Genomic DNA, 23,981 nt, shown 5'->3' with positions numbered 1-23,981 from the left:
CTTAAAACGGAAAGGCGTAGTCCACACCAATCAGATAAAGCCCATAGGGCGGGGCAACCTGCCCGCAGGCCTTGCGATCACGCGCTTCCAAAGCAGCTTGCAGATCATCCGCCGTCCAGCGGCCGACGCCCACTTCCATCAGGCTGCCGGCAAAGGAGCGCACCTGATTGTGCAGGAAGGACCGCGCTGAAACGCGCATCTCTATCATGTCGCCATTGCGGGTGACATCGAGGCGGTCGAGCGTCTTGACCGGGCTCTTGGCCTGGCATTGCGTGGCGCGAAACGTCGTGAAGTCGTGCTCACCCAGAAGCCGCTTCGCCGCTTCATGCATTGCCTCGGCATCGAGCCGCTTCTGCACCCACCATGCACGCTGGTAGTCGATCGCCAGAGGCGCACGACGATTATGGATGCGGTAGAGATAATGCCTGCTACGCGCCGAAAAACGCGCGTCGAATGTGTCCGTCGTCTTCTCGACGTTCAATATGCTGACGCGCTCATCGGCCATGACCAGATGCGCATTCACCGCGTCGCGCACCTTGCCCGCGTCCCAATCCTTGGTGAGATCGACATGGGCAACCTGCGCCGTCGCATGAACGCCCGCATCGGTACGGCCCGCAGCGCTTAGCGTCAGGTCTTCGCCGCAGAACTTCTTGAACGCCAGTTCGATTGCATTCTGCACCGCATGGCCGTTTTCCTGCCGCTGCCAGCCGACATAGGGCGTGCCGTCATATTCGACAGTGAGCTTGTAGCGCGGCACCGCCTACAGAACCTTCGTGACCTGTGCGCCACGCAGAAACTCCTGCGCAGGCAATGGCTTGCCGCCGGAACGCTGCAGCGTGACGAGCCGAACGGCACCCTCGCCGCAGGCAACCGTCAGGCGATCGTCCAGCACCGTGCCCGGTTCGCCCCTGCCCTCGCCCAAGGTGGAGCGCTGCAATTTCACGCGCTCGACAGCGCCGTTGATTTCCATTTCGCACCAAGCACCCGGAAAGGGCGACAGGCCGCGAATGGTGTTGTGGACGTCCTTCGCAGGCTTCGACCAGTCGATGCGCGCCTCGGCCTTGTCGATCTTGGCGGCATAGGTCACGCCTTCCTCCGCCTGCGGCTGCAAGGCAAGACTTTCACGCTCAAGCGCACTCAGCGCACGGATCATCAGGTCGGCCCCGATCATGCTCAGGCGATCATGCAACTCACCTGCCGTCATGTCAGGCGTGATGGCAACCTTTTCAGCCATTGCAACAGGCCCGGTATCGAGCCCCGCATCCATCTTCATGATCATCATGCCGGTTTCCGCATCGCCTGCCATGATGGCGCGCTGGATGGGAGCAGCACCGCGCCAGCGCGGCAAAAGCGAGGCATGGCCGTTATAGCAACCGAGGCGCGGCGCATCCAGAATGGCTTGCGGTAGCAGCAGGCCATAGGCCACGACAATCGCGACATCGGCTTCGAGGCTAGCGAAAACGTCCTGCTCTTCCGCGCTTCTGAGGCTCTTCGGCGTGAACACCGGAATGCCGAACTGCTCGGCTTTTTCATGCACCGGCGACTTGGTCAGCTCCAGCCCGCGACGGCCCGCCGGACGCGGCGGCTGCGTATAGACCGCAACGACCTCATAACCGTGACCGATGATGGCGGTGAGGATCGGCACGGAAAATTCCGGCGTCCCCATGAAAACGACACGCATTAAAGAACCTTCTTAGGCGCGCTCTGGCTGGCGAGCTTCTTGAATTTCTTGATGACCATATCGCGCTTCAGCTTGGAAATATGATCGATGAAGAGCACGCCGTTCAGATGGTCGATCTCATGCTGCAGGCAGGTGGCCATCAGCCCGTCGGCTTCTATTGCATGCGGCTTGCCGTCAGCATCGAAATAATTGACCTTGATGGCGGCTGGCCGTTCAACTTCCGCATAATAATCCGGGATCGAAAGGCAGCCTTCCTCATAGGTGCTGGCTTCATCCGTCACGCCGACGATTTCGGGATTGATGAAGACATGCGGCGCTTTCGGTTCACCTTCCTTGGCGAGGTCGATGACGAGCATGCGGATCGGCTCGCCCACCTGAATGGCGGCAAGGCCAATGCCCGGCGCATCATACATGGTGTCGAACATGTCGCCGGCAAATTTGCGCAGCTGGTCGTCAAAGCGCTCCACAGGCTTGGAAACCTGGCGCAGGACGGGATCGGGAAGGATGACAAGCGGTTTTACTGACATGGGCTTTCACGTAATGGCTCGCGTGAGAATCGTCAATTACACTTTGCAAAATGTTCTCGTTTTGATCTCATCAAGGCGACACGAATCAGTTAAGCTCACTTCATGGAAAACCAGAATCTCTTGAATGAGCCGCTTCTGCAGTTCGGCGCCACATCCTTCACGCTCGGCAATATCCTGCTGGCGGGTATCGTCGTGCTGGTGCTGTGTCTTGCCATTTTTCTGATCGCGGCAGCGCGCTCCGCCCGGCTTCGCGCGGTTGCGGAAGCGCAGGCCGAGGACCGTGCCCGCGATGCGGAATATCGCATGGCGGAAATCCTCAAGGCGCAGGCCGAGATGCAGGGCCGGATGCAGACCATGGCGGAAGTGTTCGGCTCAAGGCAGGCCGAGCTTAACCAGTCGATCCGCGAGCGGCTCGACGGCATGACGCATCGCATCGGCCAGACCATGACCGAGCAGACCCGCTCGACGCATGAGAATCTCGCCAAATTGCAGGAGCGCCTTGCCGTCATCGACACGGCGCAGAACAATATCCAGTCGCTCGCCGGACAGGTGGTGCAGTTGCAGGCGATCCTCGCCAACAAGCAGACGCGTGGCGCTTTCGGCCAGTCGCGCATGGAGGCGATCATCGCCGATGGCCTGCCGCAAGGGGCCTACGAGTTCCAGGCAACGCTTTCCAACAGCACCCGTCCCGATTGCCTTGTGCGGATGCCGAACAATGCGCCCTCGCTGGTGATCGACGCGAAATTTCCGCTCGAAGCCTGGAATTCGATGCGTGAGACGGAACAGCCGGAGGCGCGCAAGGCGGCAGTCGCCCAGTTCCGCCGCGACATGGAAATTCATATCAAGGACGTGTCCGACAAATATCTGATCCCCGGCGAAACGCAGGACACGGCTTTCCTGTTCGTGCCCTCGGAATCGATCTTTGCCGATATTCACGAACATTTCGAGGCGCTGATCCAGCGCGCGCACCGGGCACGGGTCGTCATCGTCTCGCCGTCGCTGCTGATGCTGTCGATTCAGGTCATTCAGGCCATCCTGAAAGATGCACGGATGCGCGAGCAGGCGCATGTGATTCAAGGCGAGGTGATCCGCCTGATGGAAGATGTCGGCCGTCTGGATGAGCGCGTGCGCAAGCTGCAAACCCATTTCGTGCAGGCCAACAAGGATATTGACGATATTCTTGTGTCGTCAGCCAAGGTCACGAAACGCGGCGCGAAGATCGAGGCGCTGGAATTCGGCGAAAAGCCTGCCGAGGAAACACCTCGCTCGCAACCCCGACCGGCGGACGGTTCGACCAGCCAGCTACGCCTGCGCGTGGTGGACGAGGATTGACCCTGTTTTTCCCTCATCCTTCGATCCTTCGATCCTTCGAGACGGTGCTTCGCACCTCCTCAGGATGAGGTGCCGCTGCGCACCTCCTCAGGATGAGGGAAGCGCGTATCCGCTCTCGTTCAAAAAGTCGGTGCCTTTGTTAATATCAGTGCCTTTGTAATCCTTTGCATCGATGTTTAACATCGTTGGCCTCAGAACATCGGGCTTGCCGCCCTCATCCTGAGGTGCGGAGCGAAGCGTAGACTCGAAGGATCAGGGGTAAGAAGCCCTCACGAATTGGCTGGCCGATCCGAATGACCGAGATCGCGCTCCGGCCAGACCAGATCACGCACGCGCTGCTTCAACACCTTGGCTTCCGGAAAGCCGCCATCGCGCTTGCGCTCCCAGATGAGTTCTTCGCTGCCATCCGGCATATGAACGCGGATTTCGAAAACCCCACCGGTCCCCGGACGCAACGCCACTTCCGCCAAATCCTGCCCGAAAGTCTGCAACAGCTCCTGCGCCATCCATGCTGCCCGCAGCATCCAGTTGCATTGGGTGCAGTAGGTAATGGAGATGCTACTTCGCGTTACCATGTTGAGCTAAATCTTACCACCAGCACGTTCGTAAGCATTCTTAAGCTGAACGGCGAGCATACCCGACAGAAGCTCTTCCATCACAGACAAGTCTATCCCACCATTAACAAACGCCTCATCAGCTGCATCAAGCGCCGCAAAATAAGGGTTTCTATTTTCAACAATTTGCTCTGGAATAGTTGGCGTTCCAGGAAGTATACTTCCTGTCTTAATGCATAGTATAACATACGATAAAATTCGCGATGTGCGCCCGTTACCATCCGAAAAGGGGTGTATCCAGTTCAGGCGCCACATAATATAAGATGCTAAATGAATGGCAGTAGTATCGTTCCAATGATCGTTTACATAATCACACATTTCTTCGATACGTTCCGCGACAAGATGCGCTTCAACCGGCTTATGTTTACTCCCAAGTATCTCAACACCTGCTGGGCGAAAGTTACCAGCATAAGCACTGATCCCCGCCAATGCTTCGCGTTGAAGTGCCAGAACAACAGATACTCGAAGTTTAAAAAAACCGCGATCAAGCGCCTGCTGGACAACCTGCATGCCAAAATCATACTGCTTCAGCCCATTTCGAGCTTCAGCCTCAGCTTTCTGAAGCGGATCACTGATAATTTCTGCTTCAAGAGCTACGCTATGTCGTTCTTCCCGCTCTTCATCTACCGCCATAGCGCTTCACTCTTATCAATACTAATTACTTCGATCCAACAGCACGCAACTTTTCGGCCTGATCATCGATCATAGCCCGGGTGATCATTTCGTTTTCAAACTTGGTATTGCCATAGGCAAAACTGCGACGTTGTTGCTCCAAGTCCTGTTTACTCTGCTCTATTGTTTTAGCAGCCTCTATCAGTCGTTTCAAAGCTTCGGTCATCGCTAACTCCTATCTGTCCAATTGAGACAGCATCACCGCCCGCACCCAAATCATTTTACATAGGGTGCGGGAAAAGAAAGTTAAATTCCAGTGGTAAATTTGTGAACGACGTTCATATACGCAATGGACGATCCATTGCCTCAATCATCACCCATCTTGAGCGCCTGAATAAAGGCCTCTTGCGGGATTTCGACCTTGCCGAACTGGCGCATGCGCTTTTTGCCTTCCTTCTGCTTTTCCAGAAGCTTGCGCTTGCGCGTCACGTCGCCGCCATAGCACTTGGCCGTCACGTCCTTGCGCAGCGCCGAGATCGTCTCGCGCGCCACGATGCGGCCACCGATGGCCGCCTGGATCGGGATCTTGAACATGTGCTGCGGGATCAGCTCTTTCAGCTTTTCGCACAGCGCGCGGCCGCGCTTTTCCGCTGCCGTCCGGTGCACCAGCATCGACAGCGCATCGACCGGCTCTTCATTGACGAGGATCGACATCTTGACCAGATCGCCCTCGCGGTAATCCGAAAGATTGTAATCGAACGAGGCATAACCCTTCGAGATCGACTTCAGCCGGTCGTAGAAATCGAACACCACTTCGTTGAGCGGCAGATCATAGGTGATCATGGCGCGCGGGCCGACATAGGTCAGGTCGATCTGGATGCCGCGGCGCTCCTGGCAAAGCTTCATGATTGCGCCCAGATAATCATCCGGCGTCATGATGGTTGCCTTGATCCATGGCTCTTCAATCGCGTTGATCTTCACGATATCCGGCATATCGGCCGGATTGTGCAGTTCCTTCTGCGAACCGTCCTGCATGTTGAGGCGGTAGACAACCGAAGGCGCGGTCGTGATGAGGTCGAGATTGAACTCGCGCTCAAGACGCTCCTGAATGATTTCCAGATGCAGAAGGCCGAGGAAACCGCAGCGGAAGCCGAAGCCAAGCGCGGCGGATGTTTCCATTTCGAACGAGAACGACGCATCGTTGAGGCGCAGCTTGCCCATGGCGGCGCGCAGGTCCTCGAAATCAGCCGCATCGACCGGGAACAGGCCGCAGAACACCACCGGCTGCGCGGGCTTGAAGCCGGACAGCATCTTTTCCGTCGGGCGGCGATCTTCGGTGATCGTATCGCCGACGCGGGTGTCGGCCACTTCCTTGATCGAAGCGGTGATGAAGCCAAGCTCGCCGGGGCCGAGTTCGTCCACCTGAACCATTTTGGGCGTGAAAACACCGGTGCGCTCCACCGGATATTTCGCGCCCGTACCCATCATGCGGATGGTCTGGCCCTTTTTAAGGACACCATCGATGATGCGCACCAGAACGATGACGCCGAGATAAGAGTCATACCAGCTGTCGACCAGCATGGCCTTGAGCGGGGCATTGCGGTCGCCTTCCTTCGGCGCGGGCAGCTGGGTGACGATGGCTTCCAGCACATCCTCGATGCCGAGGCCGGTCTTGGCGGAAATGTGCACGGCCTGCGCCGCATCGATGCCGATGACTTCCTCGATCTGCTGCTTGACGCGCTCGGGCTCGGCGGCGGGCAGGTCGATCTTGTTCAGCACGACCACGATCTCATGGTTGTTGTCGATGGCCTGATAAACGTTCGCCAGCGTCTGCGCTTCCACGCCCTGGGAAGCGTCCACCACCAGAAGCGAACCTTCGCACGCGGCCAGCGAGCGCGAGACTTCATAGGCGAAGTCGACGTGTCCGGGCGTGTCGATCAGGTTCAGCACGTAATCCTCGCCGTTCTTCGCCTTGTAGGAGAGACGGACGGTCTGCGCCTTGATGGTGATGCCGCGCTCCCGCTCGATATCCATCGAGTCGAGAACCTGATCCTTCATCTCGCGCGTATCCAGCCCGCCGGTCAACTGGATGAGGCGGTCGGCCAGCGTCGATTTGCCGTGGTCGATATGGGCGACGATCGAAAAATTGCGAATATGGTCAAGTGGTGTGCTCATGCGCGCGATTTAACAGCAAGACGCCAAATTTCAAAGGAGTATTCGCGCCAAAAGGCGGGAAAACCGGCAGCTTTCGCAATCGTGACAACAAGTCCCCTTTGCCTTGTGGCAAAAAGGCGATAAATCACCGCTCGAATAGCGTGCTTTCATGCAGGAGTTTAGGATGAAGACCGAACCGAACGAAGTCCATAACAGGCCGAAACTGGTCACCGTTTTCGGCGGCTCAGGCTTTGTCGGGCGCGCAGTGGTTGCGGCTCTCACCAAGCGCGGCTACCGCGTGCGCGTTGCCGTGCGCAAGCCGGAAATTGCCTATTACATGGCGCCGCTCGGCAATGTCGGCCAGATCCAGATGGTGCAGGCCAATGTGCGCCATCGCGGCTCCGTGGAACATGTCATCAAGGGTTCCGACCATGTGGTCAACCTCGTCGGCATTCTGTCCGAAAGCGGTCGCCAGCGTTTCAACACGGTTCAGGTGCTCGGCGCGAAGAACATTGCCGAAGCCGCCAAGGCCGCAGGCATCCGCATGACGCATGTGTCCTCGCTTGCAGCCGACGCCAATTCGCCGTCGGATTATGCGCGCACCAAGGCGGAAGGCGAAAAGGCCATTCTTTCGCTCCTGCCGGACAGCGTCATCCTGCGCCCGTCGATCATTTTCGGTCCCGAGGACCGCTTCTTCAACCGCTTCGCCAACATGGCGCGCTTCTCGCCATTCCTGCCTGCAATCGGCGGCGGCGAAACGAAGCTCCAGCCGGTCTATGTCGGCGACGTGGCGGAAGCCGTGGCGCGTGCCGTCGACGGCAAGCTGATGCCGGGCGGCGTCTATGAACTCGGCGGCCCCGATGTGCAGCCGTTCAGGAACTGGATGAAGGACATGCTCGGCGTGATCGCCCGCAAGCGCCTCATCGTTTCCATGCCCTGGTGGGTTGCCCGTTTGCAGGCATCGATCCTCGGCCTGCTGCCGAATCCGATGCTCACCAACGATCAGGTGACGCTGCTGAAATTCGACAATGTGGTTTCGGAAAAAGCCATCAAGGAAGGCCGCACTTTGCAGGGCATGGGCATCACGCCGGAAAGCGTCGACGCCGTGCTGCCATCCTATCTGTGGCGCTACCGCGTCGCCGGCCAGTACACCAAGACCGGCTTTGCGTGATCCACAGCCGAAGCGGAAATGAACAAGGGGCCGGAAGGCCCCTTTTTGCTGCCCGGCTCACGGGCTTTCTGTCCGCTACGCGGACCGCACTCATCCCCAGATCAACAGTGCCGCCATACCGAGTGCACCGACGATCAGACGCCACCAGGCAAACAGCTTGAAGCCGTGGCGGGATACGTAATCGAGCAGATAGCGCACGACGAAAACGCCGGAGATGAAGGCCATCACGAAGCCGACCCCGATCAGCGCCCCGTCGTTGAACGACAGGATATCGCGGCTCTTGTAGAGATCATAGGCAAAAGCGCCCGCCATGGTGGGCATGGCGAGGAAGAACGAGAACTCGGCTGCCGAACGCTTGTCGGCGCCGAGCAGCAGCGAGCCGACAATGGTGGAACCGGAGCGCGACACGCCCGGTATCATCGCCAGGCACTGGATGAAGCCGATGGCGAGGCACATGGGCAGCGGATAGTCCATCACATCATGATAGCGCGGACGCAGGTTGAGCTGGTCCACCCACAGCAGGACGAACCCGCCGATGATAAGCATGGCGCAGACCAGCATCGGCGTTTCGAACAGGACGCTCTTGATGAAGCCATGCGCGAGAGCGCCGATGACGGCCGCAGGGAGGAAGGCGACCAGAATGCCGAAAACGAAGCGCCGCGTGCGGGCATCGCGGGGGAAATCGGTGAGGATTTTAAGAAGTTTCGCCGAATAGACCGTCAGAATGGCCAAAATGGCGCCGAGCTGGATCAGCACCTCGAAGGTCTTTCCTGTGGATTCAAAGCCAAGAAAGTGCCCGACCAGCAGCAAATGCCCGGTGGAGGAAACAGGGATAAATTCGGTCAGACCTTCGATGAGACCGAGAAATGCAGCTTCCAGTAGATTGAAAATATCCATGAAGTCAGTACCTTGGGATAGTGGGCACGGTGACGGGTTAAAAAGGCGGATCGGGATAGCGGGCCATCGGCTGAAAACACGCATTTCCAGCGATTGCTTGTCTCACGCAAACATAGCCCTTATAGACTTTATATTCCGTTGAGGCGGCGTCGAATCGCTTGATAGCAGGAAATAGCCTGCTGCATGCGCAAACGCCAGCCGCCGTGCAAACTCCGGACGTTCAATTCAAGCTTCAGTCGAGAGTCTCGCGTCGATCATGCTTACGCTTTTTCATCATCCCATGTCTTCGGGTTCGCGCTATGTGCGGCTCATCCTCGGCGAATATGGCGTTGAAGCGGAACTTATCGAGGAACGGCCGTGGTCGCGCCGCAAGGAATTCCTGGCGCTGAACCCGGCGGCAACCCTGCCCGTGCTCCTGGCCGAAAACGACCTTCCGGTCGTCGGCGCCACGGTGATCGCCGAATATCTGGACGAGACGCGCGGCGCATTGAAGCGCAGCCGCCGCCTCCTGCCGGAAAGCCCGATGGAGCGCGCAGAAGTGCGCCGCCTGGTCGACTGGTTCCTGCTGAAATTCGAAAATGAAGTGACGCGCCACATCGCCCGCGAACGTGTGTTCAAGTTGCAGATGGCGGCTGAGATGGGCGGCAGCGCGCCGGATTCGACCGCCATCCGCGCCGCCCGCACCAATATCCGCCAGCATATGAAATATATCGACTGGCTGGCCGCGACCCGCGACTGGCTCGGCGGCGCGCATCCAAGCTATGCCGACATGGCGGCGGCGGCTTCCATATCCGTCCTTGATTATCTGGGCGAGATCGAATGGGGCGAAACCAAAGCGGCGCGTGACTGGTATGCACGCATGAAATCGCGCCCGGCTTTCCGCCCGTTGCTTTCCGACCGCGTGCGCGGGCTTGCCCCGGTGGCCCATTATGGCGACCTCGATTTCTGATAGCCGCCAACAGAAACTCAAGCGCTTCCTGATCGAAGAAGCGAAGGCGGCTGGTTTCGACGCGGTTGCCTTCACCACGCCCGATGCAATTCCGCACGCGCCCGAACGGTTGCGCCAGTATATTGCCGACGGCCACCACGCCGATATGGACTGGATGGAGGAAACGGAAGCCCGCCGTGCCGATCCGAGCGTATTGTGGCCGGAAGTCCGTTCCATCATGATGCTGGCCATGAATTACGGGCCGGACGCCAACCCGCTCGCCATTCTGGAAAAGCAGGATCGCGCGGCCATATCCGTCTATGCGCAGAACCGCGACTATCATGACATCATCAAGGGCAAGCTGAAGCACATTGCGAGCCGTTTTGCCGCGCGCGCCGGACAGGATGTCAAGGTCTTCGTCGATACCGCGCCCGTCATGGAAAAGCCGCTGGCGCAAGCTGCCGGTCTCGGCTGGCAGGGCAAGCATACGAATCTGGTCAGCCGCGAGCTTGGCTCATGGCTGTTCCTCGGCTCGATCTTCACCACGGCGGAAATTCCGCCCGACGAGCCCGAGCGGGACCATTGCGGCTCCTGCCGCGCCTGTCTCGACGCCTGCCCGACCAAGGCTTTCCCGGCGCCCTATCGCATCGATGCGCGGCGCTGCATTTCCTATCTCACCATCGAGAACAAGGGACCGATCCCGCAAGAATTCCGGAAAGCCATGGGCAACCGCATCTATGGCTGCGACGACTGCCTTTCCGTCTGCCCGTGGAACAAGTTCGCGCAGGCCACCAGCGAAATGAAGCTGAAAGCCCGCGAAGACCTGAAGGAACCGCGTTTCAACGATCTGCTGGCGCTGGATGACCCGGCTTTCCGCACGCTGTTTTCCGGCTCCCCGGTGAAACGGATCGGGCGCGATCGCTTCATCCGTAATGTGCTGATCGCCACCGGCAATTCCGGCGATGCGACGCTTCTGTCGGATGTCGAACGATTGCTGGAAGACCATGCTCCGGTCGTGCGCGGTGCAGCGATATGGGCCTTGAAGCAACTGGCAAGCCCCGACCACGCAGCCAGTGTTCAGAAACGCCTGGCCTCATCGGAAGAGGATGCTACGGTGCAGGCAGAGTGGGATATGGAGGAAGTTTGATGCGCATATTTCTGTTCGGAGCCGGTTATTCCGCCCAGGCCTTCGCACGCAGGATGTCCGGCGAAGCGGAACGCATCGACGGGACCACGCGGCACGAGCAGAAATTTCCCCTCCTCGAACAGGCGGGCATAAAGCCGCTGCTTTTCGACGGCCAAACGCCCTCGCCCGAACTTCTGGACAGGCTTGCGCAGTCGACCCATGTGGTCGTTTCGATCTCTCCCGGCGAAAGCGGCGATCCCGCCGTCGCCATCGTCGAGGAAGCGCTTCGCCGTTCCGACAACACCATCCGCTGGATCGGCTATCTGTCGACGGTCGGCGTCTATGGCGACCATCAGGGCGCGTGGGTAGACGAAACCACGGCCTGCAAACCTTCCTCGCGCCGCAATCTGGAACGCGTCGAAGCCGAAAAGGCGTGGGGACAATTGAGCGAACGGCATGGAACACCACTTGCGATCTTAAGGCTCTCCGGCATCTATGGGCCGGGCCGCAATGCCTTCGTCAATCTGAAGCGCGGCACCGCGCGGCGCGTCATCAAGGAAAACCAGATTTTCAACCGCATCCATGTCGATGACATTGCCGGTTCCTTGCGCTTTCTGGCAGGCACCGATACGGGCGGCATCTTCAACATCACCGACAATGAACCAAGCCCCCCGCAGGATGTCGTCACCTACGCCGCCGAACTGATGGGCGTGACGCCACCGCCGGAAGTCGCCTTCGAGGATGCCGATCTGACGCCGATGGCACGCTCCTTCTATGGCGAGAACAAACGTGTCTCCAACCGGCGTATCAGGGATCTGGGTTACGAATTTGCCTATCCCGATTACCGGACGGCCTTTTCGGCCATGTGGCGCGATGATCGCTGGCGCTGAAGCCGTGCTGCTGCTAAAAGCAAGCCTGCAACAAAACCGGGACAACACAGAATGAGCAGTACCGAACTCGCAACCAGATAAGCCGCAACAGCCTTTCCGACCTGTTGCGGCGTCTGCCCCGGACCAATTCCCCTTAAAACGCATCCCAAAGATGCGCGTTTATAAAAGGCAGATAGCCGCCCGATTTTTCTCGAGCGGATGCTTAGTCATGCCTTTTGATAACAAACAAACTCCACAGTGGAGCTATTCCCTGCCATTCGCGCTCGCGCTGATGGCCCCTTTCGACATTCTCGCCTCGCTGGCCATGGACATCTACCTGCCGGTCGTGCCGTCCATGCCCGCCATCCTGCAAACGACACCCGCCATGGTGCAACTGACCCTCAGCCTCTACATGGTGATGCTGGGCGTCGGGCAGTTGCTGTTCGGCCCGTTGTCGGACCGTTTCGGGCGCAGGCCCGTCCTGATCGGCGGCGGGCTGGTTTTCGCCCTTTCGTCCTTCGCCCTGGCGATCACAGACAATGCAGCGGTTTTCGTGGCTCTCCGTTTCGTACAGGCAACGGGCGCTTCGGCGGCGCTGGTCGCCACTTTCGCAACGGTCCGCGATGTTTATGCCGCCCGTCCGGAAGGTGCGACGATCTACGGCCTTTTCAGCGCCATGCTTTCCTTCGTCCCGGCGCTCGGGCCGATTGCCGGTGCGCTTGTCGCAAAGGGTTTTGGATGGCGGGCGATCTTCGCCATGCTCGGCCTCCTCGGCCTTGCCGTGACGTTGCGCGCCTTGCGCCACTGGCAGGAGACGCGGCCAGCCGGCACTGCCCCAAGTGTCGGAAATCTCCGCCGGATTGTGCGCGACTTCAGCTTCTGGACCTATACGCTCGGCTTCGCGACGGCGATGGGCACGTTCTTTGTGTTCTTTTCCACCGCACCGCGCATTCTGATCGAACGCGGCGGCTTTGGTGAAACCGGCTTCAGCTTCGCCTTTGCAAGCGTTGCCCTCGTCATGATCGCCGCCACCCGCGTCCTGCCCCGCAAGACGCAGAAATGGGGCGCGCGCACCAGCGTGGCGCTGGGCATGGCCACGCTTCTTGCCAGCGCCCTGCTTCTGGTTCTCGGCGAAACATTGCTGGCGCCTTCGTTCCTGAGCCTCATCGTACCCATGTGGCTTGCCGCTGTCGGCATCGTTCTTATCACGTCGATGACGGCAAACGGTGCGCTTGCCGCCTTTGACGACAGTGCGGGCATGGCGGTCGCGGTCTATTTCTGCATCCAGAGCCTGATCGTCAGCCTTGCAGGAACAGCACTGGTCATCTTCCTGCCCGGCGATACCGCATGGCCCTTGATCGCTTTCTGCACGGTGATGCCATTGCTGGTTCTGACCTTGCTGGCAAAGCTGCAGCAGCACTGACGAAAATGCGGTCGGCAGCACAAACTGTCGACCGCCATTGAAGCCCCGCCGTTGACACAGCATAATGCCCGCAATCCGGCCGCCTTGATTCGCAGCCGCAGCCCCGGCAAAACATGGAATTGCCCCATGATCGCAAACAGATTGAAGAAGATCGTTCTCGCAGCTTCGCTTGCCGCAATGATCGCCCCCGACTTCGTGCCCATGGCCGTCGCGGAAGACATGCCCGCCAAACAGGCTTTTGGCGCGCAGGCGCTTCCTGTACTGGCGCAAGACCCGCAATCCATCGGCTTTTATGCCAAGGGATGCCTCGCCGGAGCGGTGGCTCTGCCCACGGACGGACCGAACTGGCAGGTGATGCGGCTTTCGCGCAATCGTCGCTGGGGCCATCCGCGCATGATCGGCCTTCTGGAGAAACTCTCCCGCGATGCGGCAAAGGACGGCTGGCCCGGCCTGCTCGTCGGCGACATTTCGCAGCCGCGCGGTGGCCCGATGCTGACCGGCCATGCCTCGCATCAGGTCGGCCTCGATGCCGATATCTGGCTGACGCCCATGCCCAAAAAGCGGTTTACCGATGCCGAACGTGAAAGCGTTTCCGCCGTTTCGATGCTGAAACCGGATTCGCTCTACGTCGATCCGAAGAAATGGACCCCTGCCCGCACGGCGCTTATCAAACATGCCGCAAGCTACCCGGAAGTCGAGCGCATCTTCGTGCATCCCGGCATCAAGAAGGAGCTTTGCGACACGGTGAAGGGCGACAGGAGCTGGCTCGGTAAGGTTCGCCCCTATTGGGGTCACTTCTACCATTTCCATGTGCGCCTGACCTGTCAGCCCGGTTCGCCCCAGTGCAAGGGACAGCCGAAAGTGGCTGCCGGTGACGGTTGTGACAAGTCGCTCGCCTGGTGGTTTACGGATGAACCGTGGAAGCCGGCAAAGCCATCGACGGAACCGCCGAAAAAGCCGCGCCCGGTGATGGTTTCCGATCTGCCGAAGGCTTGCGCCGCCGTGCTCAACGGTCCTTCCCCGAATTCGGTCGCCGATGTCACCTACGGCGTGCAGTGAGGCTTTTAGCGCTTTTCAGGTCCTGGGCACTTCGCTATAGGTTTAAAACGATTTAGAATGCCAATGACAAGGTTATCAACTCGTAAGGTTGCTCATTCATGACGGAACGCCTGCGCATCGCATTGATCGCCCACGACCAGAAGAAGGACGACATGGTCGCCTTCGCAAAAGCGCATGAGCAGGCACTGTCCCGCTATGACATCGTGGCGACGGGAACGACCGGCGGCCTCATACTTGATGCCTGCGCTTCCCTCCGCATTCAGCGCGTGAAAAGCGGGCCGCTCGGCGGCGACCAGCAGATCGGCGCCATGATTGCGGAAGGAACGGTGGAAGTGCTCATCTTCTTCATCGACCCGCTGTCTCCGCTTCCGCACGATGTCGATGTGAAGGCGCTGACGCGCCTCGGCAGCGTCTACGACATTCCGATGGCGCTCAATCGCGCAACCGCCGAAAGGCTGATCAAGGCGCTCGACTGAAACAAAACGCACTGATCCGCCGCGGGGTTTTTCTGCGGACGGATGACATGACCAGGGAGAGGACATGCCCGCGACGATCGCATGTCCCAAAAACGGGAACCGGTTCTGGGACAAAGACATGCATGAAAACAAAGAGATAGAGCGGGCCGAACAGGGTTTCCGGTTTCCGGTACTTGTCGGCGATATCGGCGGCACCAATGCCCGTTTTGCCATCCTGGTGGATTCCAATGCCGAGCCGAAGGAGTTTCCCGTTCTCCAGACGGCGGATTATGCAACCATCGATGAGGCCATACAGGACGCCGTTCTCGATCATACCTCGATCCGTCCGCGTTCCGCCATTCTGGCTGTGGCCGGTCCCGTCGACGGCGACGAGATCGACCTCACCAATTGCGACTGGGTCGTGCGCCCGAAGAAGATGATCGCCGATCTCGGCTTCGAGGATGTGACCGTGCTGAACGATTTCGAGGCGCAGGCGCTGGCCGTCGTGTCTCTGGGCAGCGAACATCTGGAACAGATCGGCGGCAGGCCCGAAGAAGTGATTGCTACCCGCGTCGTGCTCGGGCCGGGCACCGGACTCGGCGTTGCCGGTCTTGTCCGCACGCGCCACGCATGGGTGCCGGTGCCGGGCGAAGGCGGCCATATCGACATCGGCCCGCGCAGCGAACGCGACTATCAGGTCTTCCCGCATATCGAGCGCATCGAAGGCCGCGTCGCTGGCGAACAGATTCTTTGCGGGCGCGGACTGCGCAATCTCTATCTGGCCATATGCGCCGCCGACGAGGTGATGCCGACGCTGGAAACCCCCGCCGACATCACCTCCGCCGGGCTCGACGGCAGCAATGCGCAGGCCGAAGAGACCCTGCATCTGTTCGTAACCTATCTCGGGCGGCTGGCAGGCGATCTGGCGCTGATTTTCAAGGCGCAAGGCGGCGTCTATCTTTCCGGCGGCATTCCGCAGCGCATCCTTTCCGCGCTCAGGGCGGGTGCTTTCCGCGAGGCGTTCGAGGACAAGGCCCCGCACAAGGCCATCATGCGCGACATTCCTGTCCGCGTGATCACCCATCAGCTTGCAGCCCTTGCCGGGCTTTCCGCCTTCGCACAGGCCCCCGCCCGTTTCGAAGTCTCGACCGAAGGGCGCCGCTGGCGGATCGACTGAGCGACGGGGGCAAATATCAGAGTGGTGCCGACGGCTCCATTTTAACCTGAACCGCTCCAGCCGCTAAAGCTTGAGGATGGTCAAGCCGCGCGGATAACGTTATAGAAACGCTGCACCGAAATTGCCGAGAGCTTTTTCAGTGCAGCGTTTCCGTATGGAAGTCGTATTTTCAACGATAGCCGCCGGTCCAGCCGGAGGGCCAAGAGACAAAAAGCGCTTTTGCACGTGAGTCTATTCAAGAAGAAAAACAAGAAGATCGATACGGGCGAAGCCACCCGCGTAATCCGGCGCATGATGTCGGAAAACATCCGCGAATATAAGCAGAACTACATCATAGCCATACTGGCATCGCTCATCGTCGGCGGATCGAACGGCGCGCTGGCCTATCTGATGAAGCCGATGATCGACAAGATTTTCTATGAGCAAAATCTCGGTCTGGTCTGGGTCATCTGCGGCGCATTGCTGGGCATTTTCATCTTGCGCGGCATTTCCGGCTACATACAGGCCGTGGAGCTTGCCAAGATCGGCAACAATCTGGTCGCGCGCTATCAGAAGCGCATTTTCGACCATCTGATGAAGCTCGGTCTCGATTTCTACAACGATACCCGTTCCGGCCATCTGGCGGCGCAGATCAACCAGAATGTTTCCGGCATCCGCGATCTCCTCAACATGACGATTTCGTCGATCGCGCGTGACCTTATCTCGCTGATCGGTCTCGTCGCCACCATGTTCTACATGGACCCGATCCTGTCCGTGGCGATCTTCCTGATCGGACCGCCGCTCATTCTGGCCGTAGCCTATATTTCGCGCCGCATTCGCTCCGTCACCCGCGATCTCGTGCATCTCAATTCCCATCTGCTGGGTGCGATGCAGGAATCGATTCAAGGCATTGCCATCGTCAAGGCCTTTACGATGGAAGACCAGCTGCGCGCCAAGATCGGCAAGCTGATCGACCAGTCGGAAGGCCGCAGCAACAAGATCGCCAAGGTGTCCGAGCGCACGACGCCCATTTCCGAAATGCTGGCCGGTTTTGCCGTGGCGGGCGTGCTGGCCTATAGCGGCTATCGCGCCATTCTCGAACAGCAGCCCCCCGGCGCAACCTTCGCCTTCATCACCGCGATGCTGCTCGCCTATGACCCGGCCCGCCGTCTTGCCCGCCTTCAGGTCGGGTTGGAAAAGGCGCTCGTCAACGCACGCATGATCTATGAGGTGCTGGATATCGAACCGCGCCAGCGGGATGTTGCGGACGCGGTGGAGCTGAAAGCCGGTCCCGGCGAAATCCGCTTCGAGGATATCTATTTCTCCTATAACGAGGCCGCGCCGGTGCTGCACGGCGTCAGCTTCGTCGCCAGGGCGGGCGAAACCACCGCCGTGGTCGGCGCTTCGGGTGCCGGCAAGTCGACACTCATCAATCTTGTCCAGCGCTTCTACGATCTCGACCGCGGCCAGATCCTGTTCGATGGGCAGGACATTGCGCACGTCAGGAAGCAGTCGCTGCGCCATGCCATCGCCTATGTCTCGCAGCAGCCTTATCTGTTCGAAGGCACCATTGCCGACAACATCCGCTATGGTCGCCCGGACGCGACGGATGAGGAAATCATCGAGGCAGCCAAGCTTGCCCATGCGCATGAATTCATCCTGCAGCAGCCGCAGGGCTACGATACGCCGGTCGGCGAAAACGGCGTGACGCTATCCGGCGGCCAGCGCCAGCGCGTTTCCATCGCTCGCGCCATCGTTCGCAATGCACCGGTTCTCCTGCTCGACGAGGCGACTTCCGCCCTCGACAATGAATCGGAGAAGCGGGTCCAGCAGGCGCTGGAAGGCATCATGCAGAACCGCACCACGGTCGTGATTGCGCACCGCCTTTCCACCGTGGTCAATGCGGATCGCATCGTGGTGATGGAAGCCGGACGGGTGGTGGAGGAAGGCCGTCACGACGACCTCATCGCCATCCCGAACGGCGTCTATGCCCGTTTCTATCAGTTGCAGAGCGGCAACGGCGATTTCATCACCGAAAAGACGACAGAAGAACTGCGGACAGGAGAACCACGATGAGCGGAGAAACGCAGAACAGCGAAATGGGTCTGGTCGTCGTCGGCGCGGGCGGACGCATGGGCCAGACCCTGATCCGCACCATCCAGGCCATCGAAGGCGTGAAACTGGTCGGCGCTATCGAACGGTCCAGCTCTCCGCTTCTGGGCAGGGATGCGGGCGAAGTCACCGGCATCGGCCCGCTCGGCGTGCGCATCACCGACGATCCCCTGCCGGTCTTTGCCGGGGCGCACGGTGTCCTTGATTTCACAAGCCCGGCAGCAAGCGTCGAATTTGCGGGCCTCGCCGCACAGGCGCGCATCGTGCACGTCATCGGCACGACGGGCTGCTCGGCTGAGGACGAGGATAAGATCCGCGCCGCTGCCCGCCACGCAACCATCGTCAAGTCGGGTAATATGAGCCTCGGCGTCAATCTTCTGTCCGTTCTGGTGCAGAAGGCGGCGCAAGCGCTCGATCCGGCGGATTTCGACATCGAAATCCTTGAAATGCACCACAAGCACAAGGTCGATGCGCCATCCGGCACCGCCCTGCTTCTCGGCGAAGCGGCAGCGAAGGGACGCGACATTCCACTGGCGGAAAACAGCGTCCGCGTGCGCGACGGCTACACCGGACCGCGTGAGACAGGCTCCATCGGCTTCGCCACCTTGCGCGGCGGTTCGGTCATCGGCGAGCACTCGGTCATTCTTGCCGGGCCCGGTGAGCGCATTGTTCTCTCCCACCATGCCGAAGACCGCTCGATCTTTGCGCGCGGTGCGATCAAGGCCGCACTTTGGGCCTATGGCAAAAAGCCCGGCCTCTATTCGATGCTCGATGTTCTCGGGCTGAAGGACTGATTTTTCCACCGGAGCACCGATCCTGTTCAGATCGGCGCTCCAGAGTTTTGTTTTGTCGCGCATCCTATCCGAAAACCGCCTCACACTTTTCGGGATGCGCTCTCTAACGGAGCGTTGCATATGTCTCGTACTCTCGTCCTGGTCCGCCACGGTCAAAGCGAATGGAACCTCAAGAACCTGTTCACCGGCTGGCGCGATCCGGGCCTGACCGAACAGGGCCATGCCGAAGCCAAGGCCGCTGGCCAGCGCCTGAAGGCCGCCGGTCTCAAGTTCGATATCGCTTACACGTCCGCGCTGTCGCGCGCGCAGGTGACCTGCCAGCACATTCTCGATGAGCTTGGCCAGTCGAACCTCGAAACGATTCGCGATCAGGCCCTGAACGAACGCGACTATGGCGACCTGTCCGGCCTCAACAAGGACGATGCCCGCGCCAAATGGGGGGAGGAACAGGTCCATATCTGGCGCCGTTCCTATGACGTCCCGCCTCCGGGCGGCGAAAGCCTGAAGGATACCGGCGCGCGCGTATGGCCCTATTATCTACACACGGTGCAGCCGCACGTGCTGCGCGGCGAGACGGTTCTGGTCGCTGCACACGGCAATTCGCTGCGGGCGCTCATCATGGCGCTGGACGGCCTGACCCCGGAACAGATTCTCAAGCAGGAACTCAACACCGGCGTTCCGGTCATTTACCGGCTCAATGCTGATTCGACCGTTGCTTCGAAGGAAATTCTCGAAGCCTGATAGCCGTTTGGCTGTGAATTTATCGGGCGCGCCCACGCGCCCGACGACCTTTTCAACGCGAAAAAAGCATCGGCTGAAAAAAAGCTGGCTGAATGTCGAAAACGCGATTGACAGAGGCAGGTCGACCCCTTAGATGGGTCCTCGTCGCCCAGATGGCGGAATTGGTAGACGCACCAGCTTCAGGTGCTGGCGCTCGCAAGGGCGTGGAGGTTCGAGTCCTCTTCTGGGCACCATTTCCAAGTCTTCGGACCACTACCAAGGTTCAGAAGCACCCCAAAAAGCCCGCGCAAGCGGGCTTTTTTGTTTCTGGAGCATGGTCCGGCCGTCTCACGCTTTGCGCTCAAGCATGTCGTACTTTATCGTATTCAGGCCACATGCTCTCGTTATTTCAACCTATATTTGGCAGTCGATGCAGTTTTCTCCTTCCGAACGCACCGCTTTCTTTGAATTGCTGAAATGGCGGCGGGATGTCCGTCACTTCAGCGACCGACCTGTGGACGATGGAATCATCGAGGCTTTGCAGGAAGCGATGGATTATGCCCCTTCCGTCGGCAATGCCCGCCCCTGGCGGGTGATTTCGGTTGAAACTGCTGGAAAACGCGCGGCGGTTCACGACATTTTTCTCAAGGCCAACCGGTCAGCCGCGCAGATCTATGACGGCGAGCGCGCTCAGCATTACCGGGACCTAAAACTGGAAGGCATCAGCGTCGCCCCGGTGCAGCTTGCCATTTTCACCGAAACTGCGCCAGCCGAAGGACACGGGCTCGGCAGGCAGTCCATGGCCGTCACCCTCGAGCACAGCACGGCAATGGCAGTCCAAAACCTCAATCTGGCGGCAAGATCGTTCGGGCTGGGCGTCGGCATGGTCTCGATTCTCGATCCGCAGGCCATGGAAAGGCTGTTTCAGGCCCAGCCGGGCTGGCGCTTCAGCCTTTACCTATGCATCGGCTGGCCGCTGGCTGATGACGACGCACCCCTCCTGCACAAAAACGGCTGGCAGGAAAACAAGCCGACGGTCTGGCGGCGCGCCTGAGCGCTCTTCAACAGAACGTTGTCAACAGGGCAAGCGCCTCCCGGAATTGTGCCTATTGCGCTGATCTCGCAATTGGCGGCACAATCCCCCTTGCTCAGATATAATAACGGGGAGCGAATATGCGCCGAAGAGGCTTGCTGGAATTCGCAGGAAACAGAACGCTCTATGGCCTGTTCCTGCTCTGCGCGATCTGCGCCATCGCAGGAAGCGTGATGAGCTATAATGGCGAGGTTTCAGGCTGGCGCTGGCTGCATTATCTGACCAAGCCAACCGCTACACTGCTGCTGCTCGCCGCCGTCCTTTGCGCCGGGCGGCCCAAATCGAAGTCCTATGGCTTTGCCGTGGCCTTCGGCCTGGCTTTCGCGGCACTGGGCGACTTTTTCCTGATGCTGCCCGGCGACTATTTCATGGCGGGCCTGATCTGCTTTCTCATCACCCATTGCGCCTATATCTATGCCCTTTGCCGTCATGCGCGCTTTGCGGCGCACAAAGGCGTTTTCGCCATTTTCGCCATCGCAGCCCTTGCCATCATAGCTGGCCTCTGGCCGTCGCTGCCGACCCCGCTGATAGTTCCGGTCATCATCTATGCCGCGGCCCTTGGCATCATGGCGGCACAGGCGATGAGCCGTGCGCTCGGCACCGAACCTGAAACGCCGCAACGCTACGCCGCGTGGCTTGCCGCAGCGGGCGGCCTGTTCTTCATGGCAAGCGACACGCTGCTTGCCTATGGACGGTTCAGCCTCGACATTCCGCTGAATGGCCTTTGGGTGCTGGCAACCTATTATGCCGCGCAATTTCTCTTTGCCCGCTCGACCGAGGATTTTGCCTATGGCGGTTGAAGAACAGATGTTGCAACTGCCGTTCGAGCGCCTGCGTCACGCCTGGCTTGAGAGCCGTCCCGCCTGCGAGCAGCGTCTGGACGACCTGAAACGCCTGCGGGAGCGGCTTGAAGCAAGGCTGGATGAGATGGCGAAGGCCACCAGCGCGGATTTCGGCAATCGCTCGCTGCACGAAACCCTGCTTGGCGAAGCCAGCGTCGTCTTTGCCGAAATCGACGATGCCCTGCACAACCTCAAGCGCTGGATGAAACCGAAACGCCGCAAGGCCGGTTGGAAAATGTGGCCGGCAAAAGCCGAAATCCGCTATGTTCCGCTCGGCGTGGTGGGCATCATCGCGCCGTGGAACTATCCGGTCAATCTGGCGCTGGCACCGCTCGTCGCGGCAATCGCGGCTGGAAACCATGTTTTCCTGAAACCATCCGAACATACGCCGCGCACTGCGCAATTTCTGCAAAGCCTGCTTGGGGAAGTCTTCCCGGAGGACCGCGTTGCCGTTGCGCTTGGCGACGCAGCGCTTTCCGCGCAATTCGCATCGCTGCCCTTCGACCATCTCTTTTTCACCGGCTCGACCGCTGTCGGGCGCAAGATCATGGCGGCGGCGGCACCAAACCTGACGCCCGTGACGCTGGAACTCGGAGGCAAATCGCCAGCCATCGTCAGCGAAAACGCCAATATCAAACGCGCCGCGCGCGCAATCGCGACGGGCAAGTTCTTCAATGCCGGGCAAACCTGCATCGCGCCCGATTACGTTCTGATCCATCACAGCCAGCGCGATGAATTCGTGAACCTCCTGCGCGCCGAAATGCAGGCACGCTACAGTGGTTCGTCAGCGGAAAAGGACCGCACCACGATCATCAATGAAGCGCAGGAAACACGGCTCGCGAACCTGCTGATGGATGCCGCCAGCAAGAGCGAATCCGTCATCGAGCTTTTCGCCGGTTCCGGCCAACGGCGATTGATGCCGCCCGCCCTCGTGCTGGAACCCGACCCCGACAGCGCCATCATGCAGGAGGAGATTTTCGGCCCGCTTCTGCCGATCATCAGTTACCGCCTGCTCGACGATGCGATCGCTTTCGTTCTGAAGCTTGATCGTCCGCTGGCGCTTTACTGTTTCAGCGACAACACCGCAGAAATTGAAATGATGTTGAGCCGCATCGTTGCGGGCGGCGTCTGTGTCAACGATACGCTCTACCATTTCGCCTGTAGCAACCTGCCATTCGGCGGCGTGGGTGCAAGCGGCATGGGCCAGTATCACGGCCTTGACGGTTTCCTGACCTTTTCCAAGGCAATGCCGGTCCTGACCAAATACGCCCCGGCGCCAAGCGATCTCATCAAGCCGCCTTATACCGGCCTCACCGACCGGCTGATCCGCTTCATCGCAAGTTGAGGCCTGGAGCCTTGAAGCCTATCCCCGAGGGGTGAGTTTGATCAGGCACGAAACGCTTCAACAGGGCCGTCGCGTCTGGCTCTCGTCGAATTGTGTAGGCAATTGCTATTCAAACGGATGTACAATCCGACTATATAGAGAGGGATGCGAGTTTATCTCACTGGCAGAAGTCATTGTCTTTCGGAACCGAATAGCTGACTGGTGAAAAACGGGTGCTGAAAAAGAAAGAACCAAACCGGATATCGAAGACCATCCTGACTGCGATCCGGAACAGGCCGGGCTACAGGCCGCTCAACGCCAACATTACCGGCGGGGATGTCGTCATTGCATCCTACAATGTCCACAAATGCATCGGCATTGACAAGCAGTTCAATCCGCAGCGCACGGCTGAAGTCATCAGCGAAATCGACGCGGACGTGATCGCCTTGCAGGAAGCCGACAGGCGTTTCGGCGAGCGTTCCGGCCTGCTTGATCTGGGCCTGCTCGAACGCCGTCACGGGCTCGTGCCGGTGCCGATAACCGCCACGATGCCCAAGGGTCACGGCTGGCACGGCAACGTGCTTCTGTTCCGCGAAGGCGTGGTGCGCAATGTGCAGCAGCTCAAGCTGCCCGGTGTCGAGCCGCGCGGCGCGCTGGTCGCGGACCTGCAATTCCCGGCGGGGCCATTGCGCGTCATCGCCGCGCATCTTGGCCTCCTGAAGCGCTCCCGCGAGCAGCAGGCCGAAAGCATCCTTACCGTCCTGCAGGAGGCCGACACGCTGCCGACCCTGCTGATCGGCGACCTCAACGAATGGCGCGTGGGCAAGCGTTCCTCGCTCGCGGCCCTCATGCCGACATTCAACCATGTCGCAACGGCAGTACCGAGCTTCCCCTCGCGGTTTCCGGTTTTTGCGCTGGATCGCGTGCTTGGCGCACCCCACAATCTGGTCACATCGGTTGAAGTGCACAACACGCCGCTGGCGCGGCTGGCATCCGATCACCTGCCGGTCAAGGCGCATCTCGACCTCAAATCGGCAACGAGCCTGCTCGAGGAACTCAGCCCGGAAATATTTAACAGCCGAACGGGATGAT

General features: G+C 59.6%; 24 protein-coding genes and 1 tRNA gene. 17 read left to right on the top strand and 8 right to left on the bottom strand.

Translation table 11 applies throughout. From position 1 onward, the window contains the following. Window position 1: 1 nt before the first annotated feature. Genes truA through def form a run of 3 tightly spaced genes read right to left on the bottom strand, consistent with a single transcriptional unit; the run spans window position 2 to window position 2,208 of the window. On the bottom strand, window positions 2–757 hold the full coding sequence (gene truA / locus ACS5UA_RS12480; RefSeq protein ID WP_063881534.1) for a tRNA pseudouridine(38-40) synthase TruA: 756 nt from the start codon (window positions 755–757) through the stop codon (window positions 2–4). Window positions 758–760: 3 nt separating this feature from the next. Then, window positions 761–1,681, bottom strand: coding sequence for a methionyl-tRNA formyltransferase (gene fmt / locus ACS5UA_RS12475; protein WP_443101369.1), 921 nt, complete (start codon window positions 1,679–1,681; stop codon window positions 761–763). Then, complete coding sequence (def, locus tag ACS5UA_RS12470) at window positions 1,681–2,208, bottom strand: peptide deformylase (protein ID WP_021587110.1); 528 nt, start codon at window positions 2,206–2,208, stop codon at window positions 1,681–1,683. The genes fmt and def overlap by 1 nt, the downstream gene beginning before the upstream one ends. A 102-nt stretch (window positions 2,209–2,310) precedes the next feature. On the opposite strand from def, the gene ACS5UA_RS12465 reads away from it, so the two are divergent. Next, a complete protein-coding gene (locus ACS5UA_RS12465) occupies window positions 2,311–3,540 on the top strand; it encodes a DNA recombination protein RmuC (RefSeq protein ID WP_443101368.1) in 1,230 nt (409 codons plus the stop codon). Between the two features lie 269 nt (window positions 3,541–3,809). Here the strand turns inward: ACS5UA_RS12465 and ACS5UA_RS12460 are convergent, their stop codons facing one another. The 4 genes from ACS5UA_RS12460 to lepA form a co-directional block, all read right to left on the bottom strand. Continuing rightward, window positions 3,810–4,115 carry a SelT/SelW/SelH family protein gene (locus tag ACS5UA_RS12460; RefSeq protein WP_443101367.1) on the bottom strand — a complete coding sequence of 102 codons (306 nt, stop codon included), beginning with the start codon at window positions 4,113–4,115 and terminating at the stop codon, window positions 3,810–3,812. Between the two features lie 6 nt (window positions 4,116–4,121). Beyond that, complete coding sequence (locus ACS5UA_RS12455; protein WP_443101366.1) at window positions 4,122–4,787, bottom strand: Fic family protein; 666 nt, start codon at window positions 4,785–4,787, stop codon at window positions 4,122–4,124. A gap of 25 nt (window positions 4,788–4,812) precedes the next feature. Next, window positions 4,813–4,992, bottom strand: coding sequence for a hypothetical protein (locus tag ACS5UA_RS12450; RefSeq protein ID WP_443101365.1), 180 nt, complete (start codon window positions 4,990–4,992; stop codon window positions 4,813–4,815). Window positions 4,993–5,132: 140 nt separating this feature from the next. Next, window positions 5,133–6,941 carry a translation elongation factor 4 gene (gene lepA / locus ACS5UA_RS12445; RefSeq protein ID WP_006467592.1) on the bottom strand — a complete coding sequence of 603 codons (1,809 nt, stop codon included), beginning with the start codon at window positions 6,939–6,941 and terminating at the stop codon, window positions 5,133–5,135. A gap of 163 nt (window positions 6,942–7,104) precedes the next feature. On the opposite strand from lepA, the gene ACS5UA_RS12440 reads away from it, so the two are divergent. Next, window positions 7,105–8,091 carry a complex I NDUFA9 subunit family protein gene (locus tag ACS5UA_RS12440; protein WP_113474163.1) on the top strand — a complete coding sequence of 329 codons (987 nt, stop codon included), beginning with the start codon at window positions 7,105–7,107 and terminating at the stop codon, window positions 8,089–8,091. A 90-nt stretch (window positions 8,092–8,181) separates the two neighbouring features. Here the strand turns inward: ACS5UA_RS12440 and ACS5UA_RS12435 are convergent, their stop codons facing one another. Continuing rightward, window positions 8,182–8,988, bottom strand: coding sequence for an undecaprenyl-diphosphate phosphatase (locus ACS5UA_RS12435; RefSeq protein WP_063881540.1), 807 nt, complete (start codon window positions 8,986–8,988; stop codon window positions 8,182–8,184). Window positions 8,989–9,244: 256 nt separating this feature from the next. On the opposite strand from ACS5UA_RS12435, the gene ACS5UA_RS12430 reads away from it, so the two are divergent. The 15 genes from ACS5UA_RS12430 to ACS5UA_RS12360 all read left to right on the top strand — a co-directional run bounded on the left by ACS5UA_RS12430 (window position 9,245) and on the right by ACS5UA_RS12360 (window position 23,980). Continuing rightward, the gene (locus tag ACS5UA_RS12430) at window positions 9,245–9,937 is read left to right on the top strand and encodes a glutathione S-transferase family protein (RefSeq protein WP_006467595.1); all 693 of its coding nucleotides are present in this window, start codon (window positions 9,245–9,247) and stop codon (window positions 9,935–9,937) included. Further along, window positions 9,918–11,063 carry a tRNA epoxyqueuosine(34) reductase QueG gene (gene queG, locus ACS5UA_RS12425; RefSeq protein WP_443101364.1) on the top strand — a complete coding sequence of 382 codons (1,146 nt, stop codon included), beginning with the start codon at window positions 9,918–9,920 and terminating at the stop codon, window positions 11,061–11,063. The genes ACS5UA_RS12430 and queG overlap by 20 nt, the downstream gene beginning before the upstream one ends. Next, window positions 11,063–11,932, top strand: a complete 870-nt coding sequence (locus ACS5UA_RS12420; protein WP_443101363.1) for an SDR family oxidoreductase — start codon at window positions 11,063–11,065, stop codon at window positions 11,930–11,932. Before queG ends, ACS5UA_RS12420 begins: the two co-directional genes overlap by 1 nt. 208 nt (window positions 11,933–12,140) lie before the next feature. Further along, on the top strand, window positions 12,141–13,334 hold the full coding sequence (gene cml, locus ACS5UA_RS12415) for a CmlA/FloR family chloramphenicol efflux MFS transporter (RefSeq protein ID WP_443101362.1): 1,194 nt from the start codon (window positions 12,141–12,143) through the stop codon (window positions 13,332–13,334). A 126-nt stretch (window positions 13,335–13,460) separates the two neighbouring features. Beyond that, window positions 13,461–14,393 (top strand): penicillin-insensitive murein endopeptidase, encoded by a 933-nt coding sequence (gene mepA / locus ACS5UA_RS12410; protein ID WP_036565524.1) that lies wholly within the window; start codon window positions 13,461–13,463, stop codon window positions 14,391–14,393. Window positions 14,394–14,491: 98 nt separating this feature from the next. Beyond that, a complete protein-coding gene (locus tag ACS5UA_RS12405) occupies window positions 14,492–14,869 on the top strand; it encodes a methylglyoxal synthase (protein WP_443101361.1) in 378 nt (125 codons plus the stop codon). A 118-nt stretch (window positions 14,870–14,987) separates the two neighbouring features. Further along, window positions 14,988–16,025 carry a glucokinase gene (locus ACS5UA_RS12400; protein ID WP_443101360.1) on the top strand — a complete coding sequence of 346 codons (1,038 nt, stop codon included), beginning with the start codon at window positions 14,988–14,990 and terminating at the stop codon, window positions 16,023–16,025. Window positions 16,026–16,250: 225 nt separating this feature from the next. Next, window positions 16,251–18,080, top strand: coding sequence for an ABC transporter ATP-binding protein (locus tag ACS5UA_RS12395; protein ID WP_121996043.1), 1,830 nt, complete (start codon window positions 16,251–16,253; stop codon window positions 18,078–18,080). Beyond that, complete coding sequence (dapB, locus tag ACS5UA_RS12390) at window positions 18,077–18,910, top strand: 4-hydroxy-tetrahydrodipicolinate reductase (RefSeq protein WP_443101359.1); 834 nt, start codon at window positions 18,077–18,079, stop codon at window positions 18,908–18,910. Before ACS5UA_RS12395 ends, dapB begins: the two co-directional genes overlap by 4 nt. 120 nt (window positions 18,911–19,030) lie before the next feature. Continuing rightward, window positions 19,031–19,651, top strand: a complete 621-nt coding sequence (locus ACS5UA_RS12385; RefSeq protein ID WP_006472278.1) for a 2,3-bisphosphoglycerate-dependent phosphoglycerate mutase — start codon at window positions 19,031–19,033, stop codon at window positions 19,649–19,651. A gap of 146 nt (window positions 19,652–19,797) precedes the next feature. After that, window positions 19,798–19,884 (top strand) — tRNA-Leu (locus tag ACS5UA_RS12380). Window positions 19,885–20,060: 176 nt separating this feature from the next. Next, window positions 20,061–20,684: a 5,6-dimethylbenzimidazole synthase gene (bluB, locus tag ACS5UA_RS12375; RefSeq protein ID WP_443101358.1), complete on the top strand. Its 624-nt coding sequence runs from the start codon at window positions 20,061–20,063 to the stop codon at window positions 20,682–20,684. Window positions 20,685–20,803: 119 nt separating this feature from the next. Then, on the top strand, window positions 20,804–21,523 hold the full coding sequence (locus ACS5UA_RS12370) for a lysoplasmalogenase (RefSeq protein ID WP_025090786.1): 720 nt from the start codon (window positions 20,804–20,806) through the stop codon (window positions 21,521–21,523). Next, a complete protein-coding gene (locus tag ACS5UA_RS12365) occupies window positions 21,513–22,910 on the top strand; it encodes a coniferyl aldehyde dehydrogenase (RefSeq protein ID WP_443101357.1) in 1,398 nt (465 codons plus the stop codon). The genes ACS5UA_RS12370 and ACS5UA_RS12365 overlap by 11 nt, the downstream gene beginning before the upstream one ends. A 212-nt stretch (window positions 22,911–23,122) precedes the next feature. After that, entirely contained in the window at window positions 23,123–23,980 is an 858-nt protein-coding gene (locus ACS5UA_RS12360) for an endonuclease/exonuclease/phosphatase family protein (protein ID WP_021587126.1), read from the top strand. Window position 23,981: the final 1 nt, after the last annotated feature.

This window comes from Brucella sp. RRSP16, assembly GCF_052246815.1.
In the GTDB taxonomy this organism is placed as follows: Bacteria; Pseudomonadota; Alphaproteobacteria; order Rhizobiales; family Rhizobiaceae; genus Brucella; species Brucella intermedia.
The sequence above is the reverse complement of the archived record's forward strand: the minus strand, read 5'-3'. Positions and strand labels throughout refer to the sequence as shown.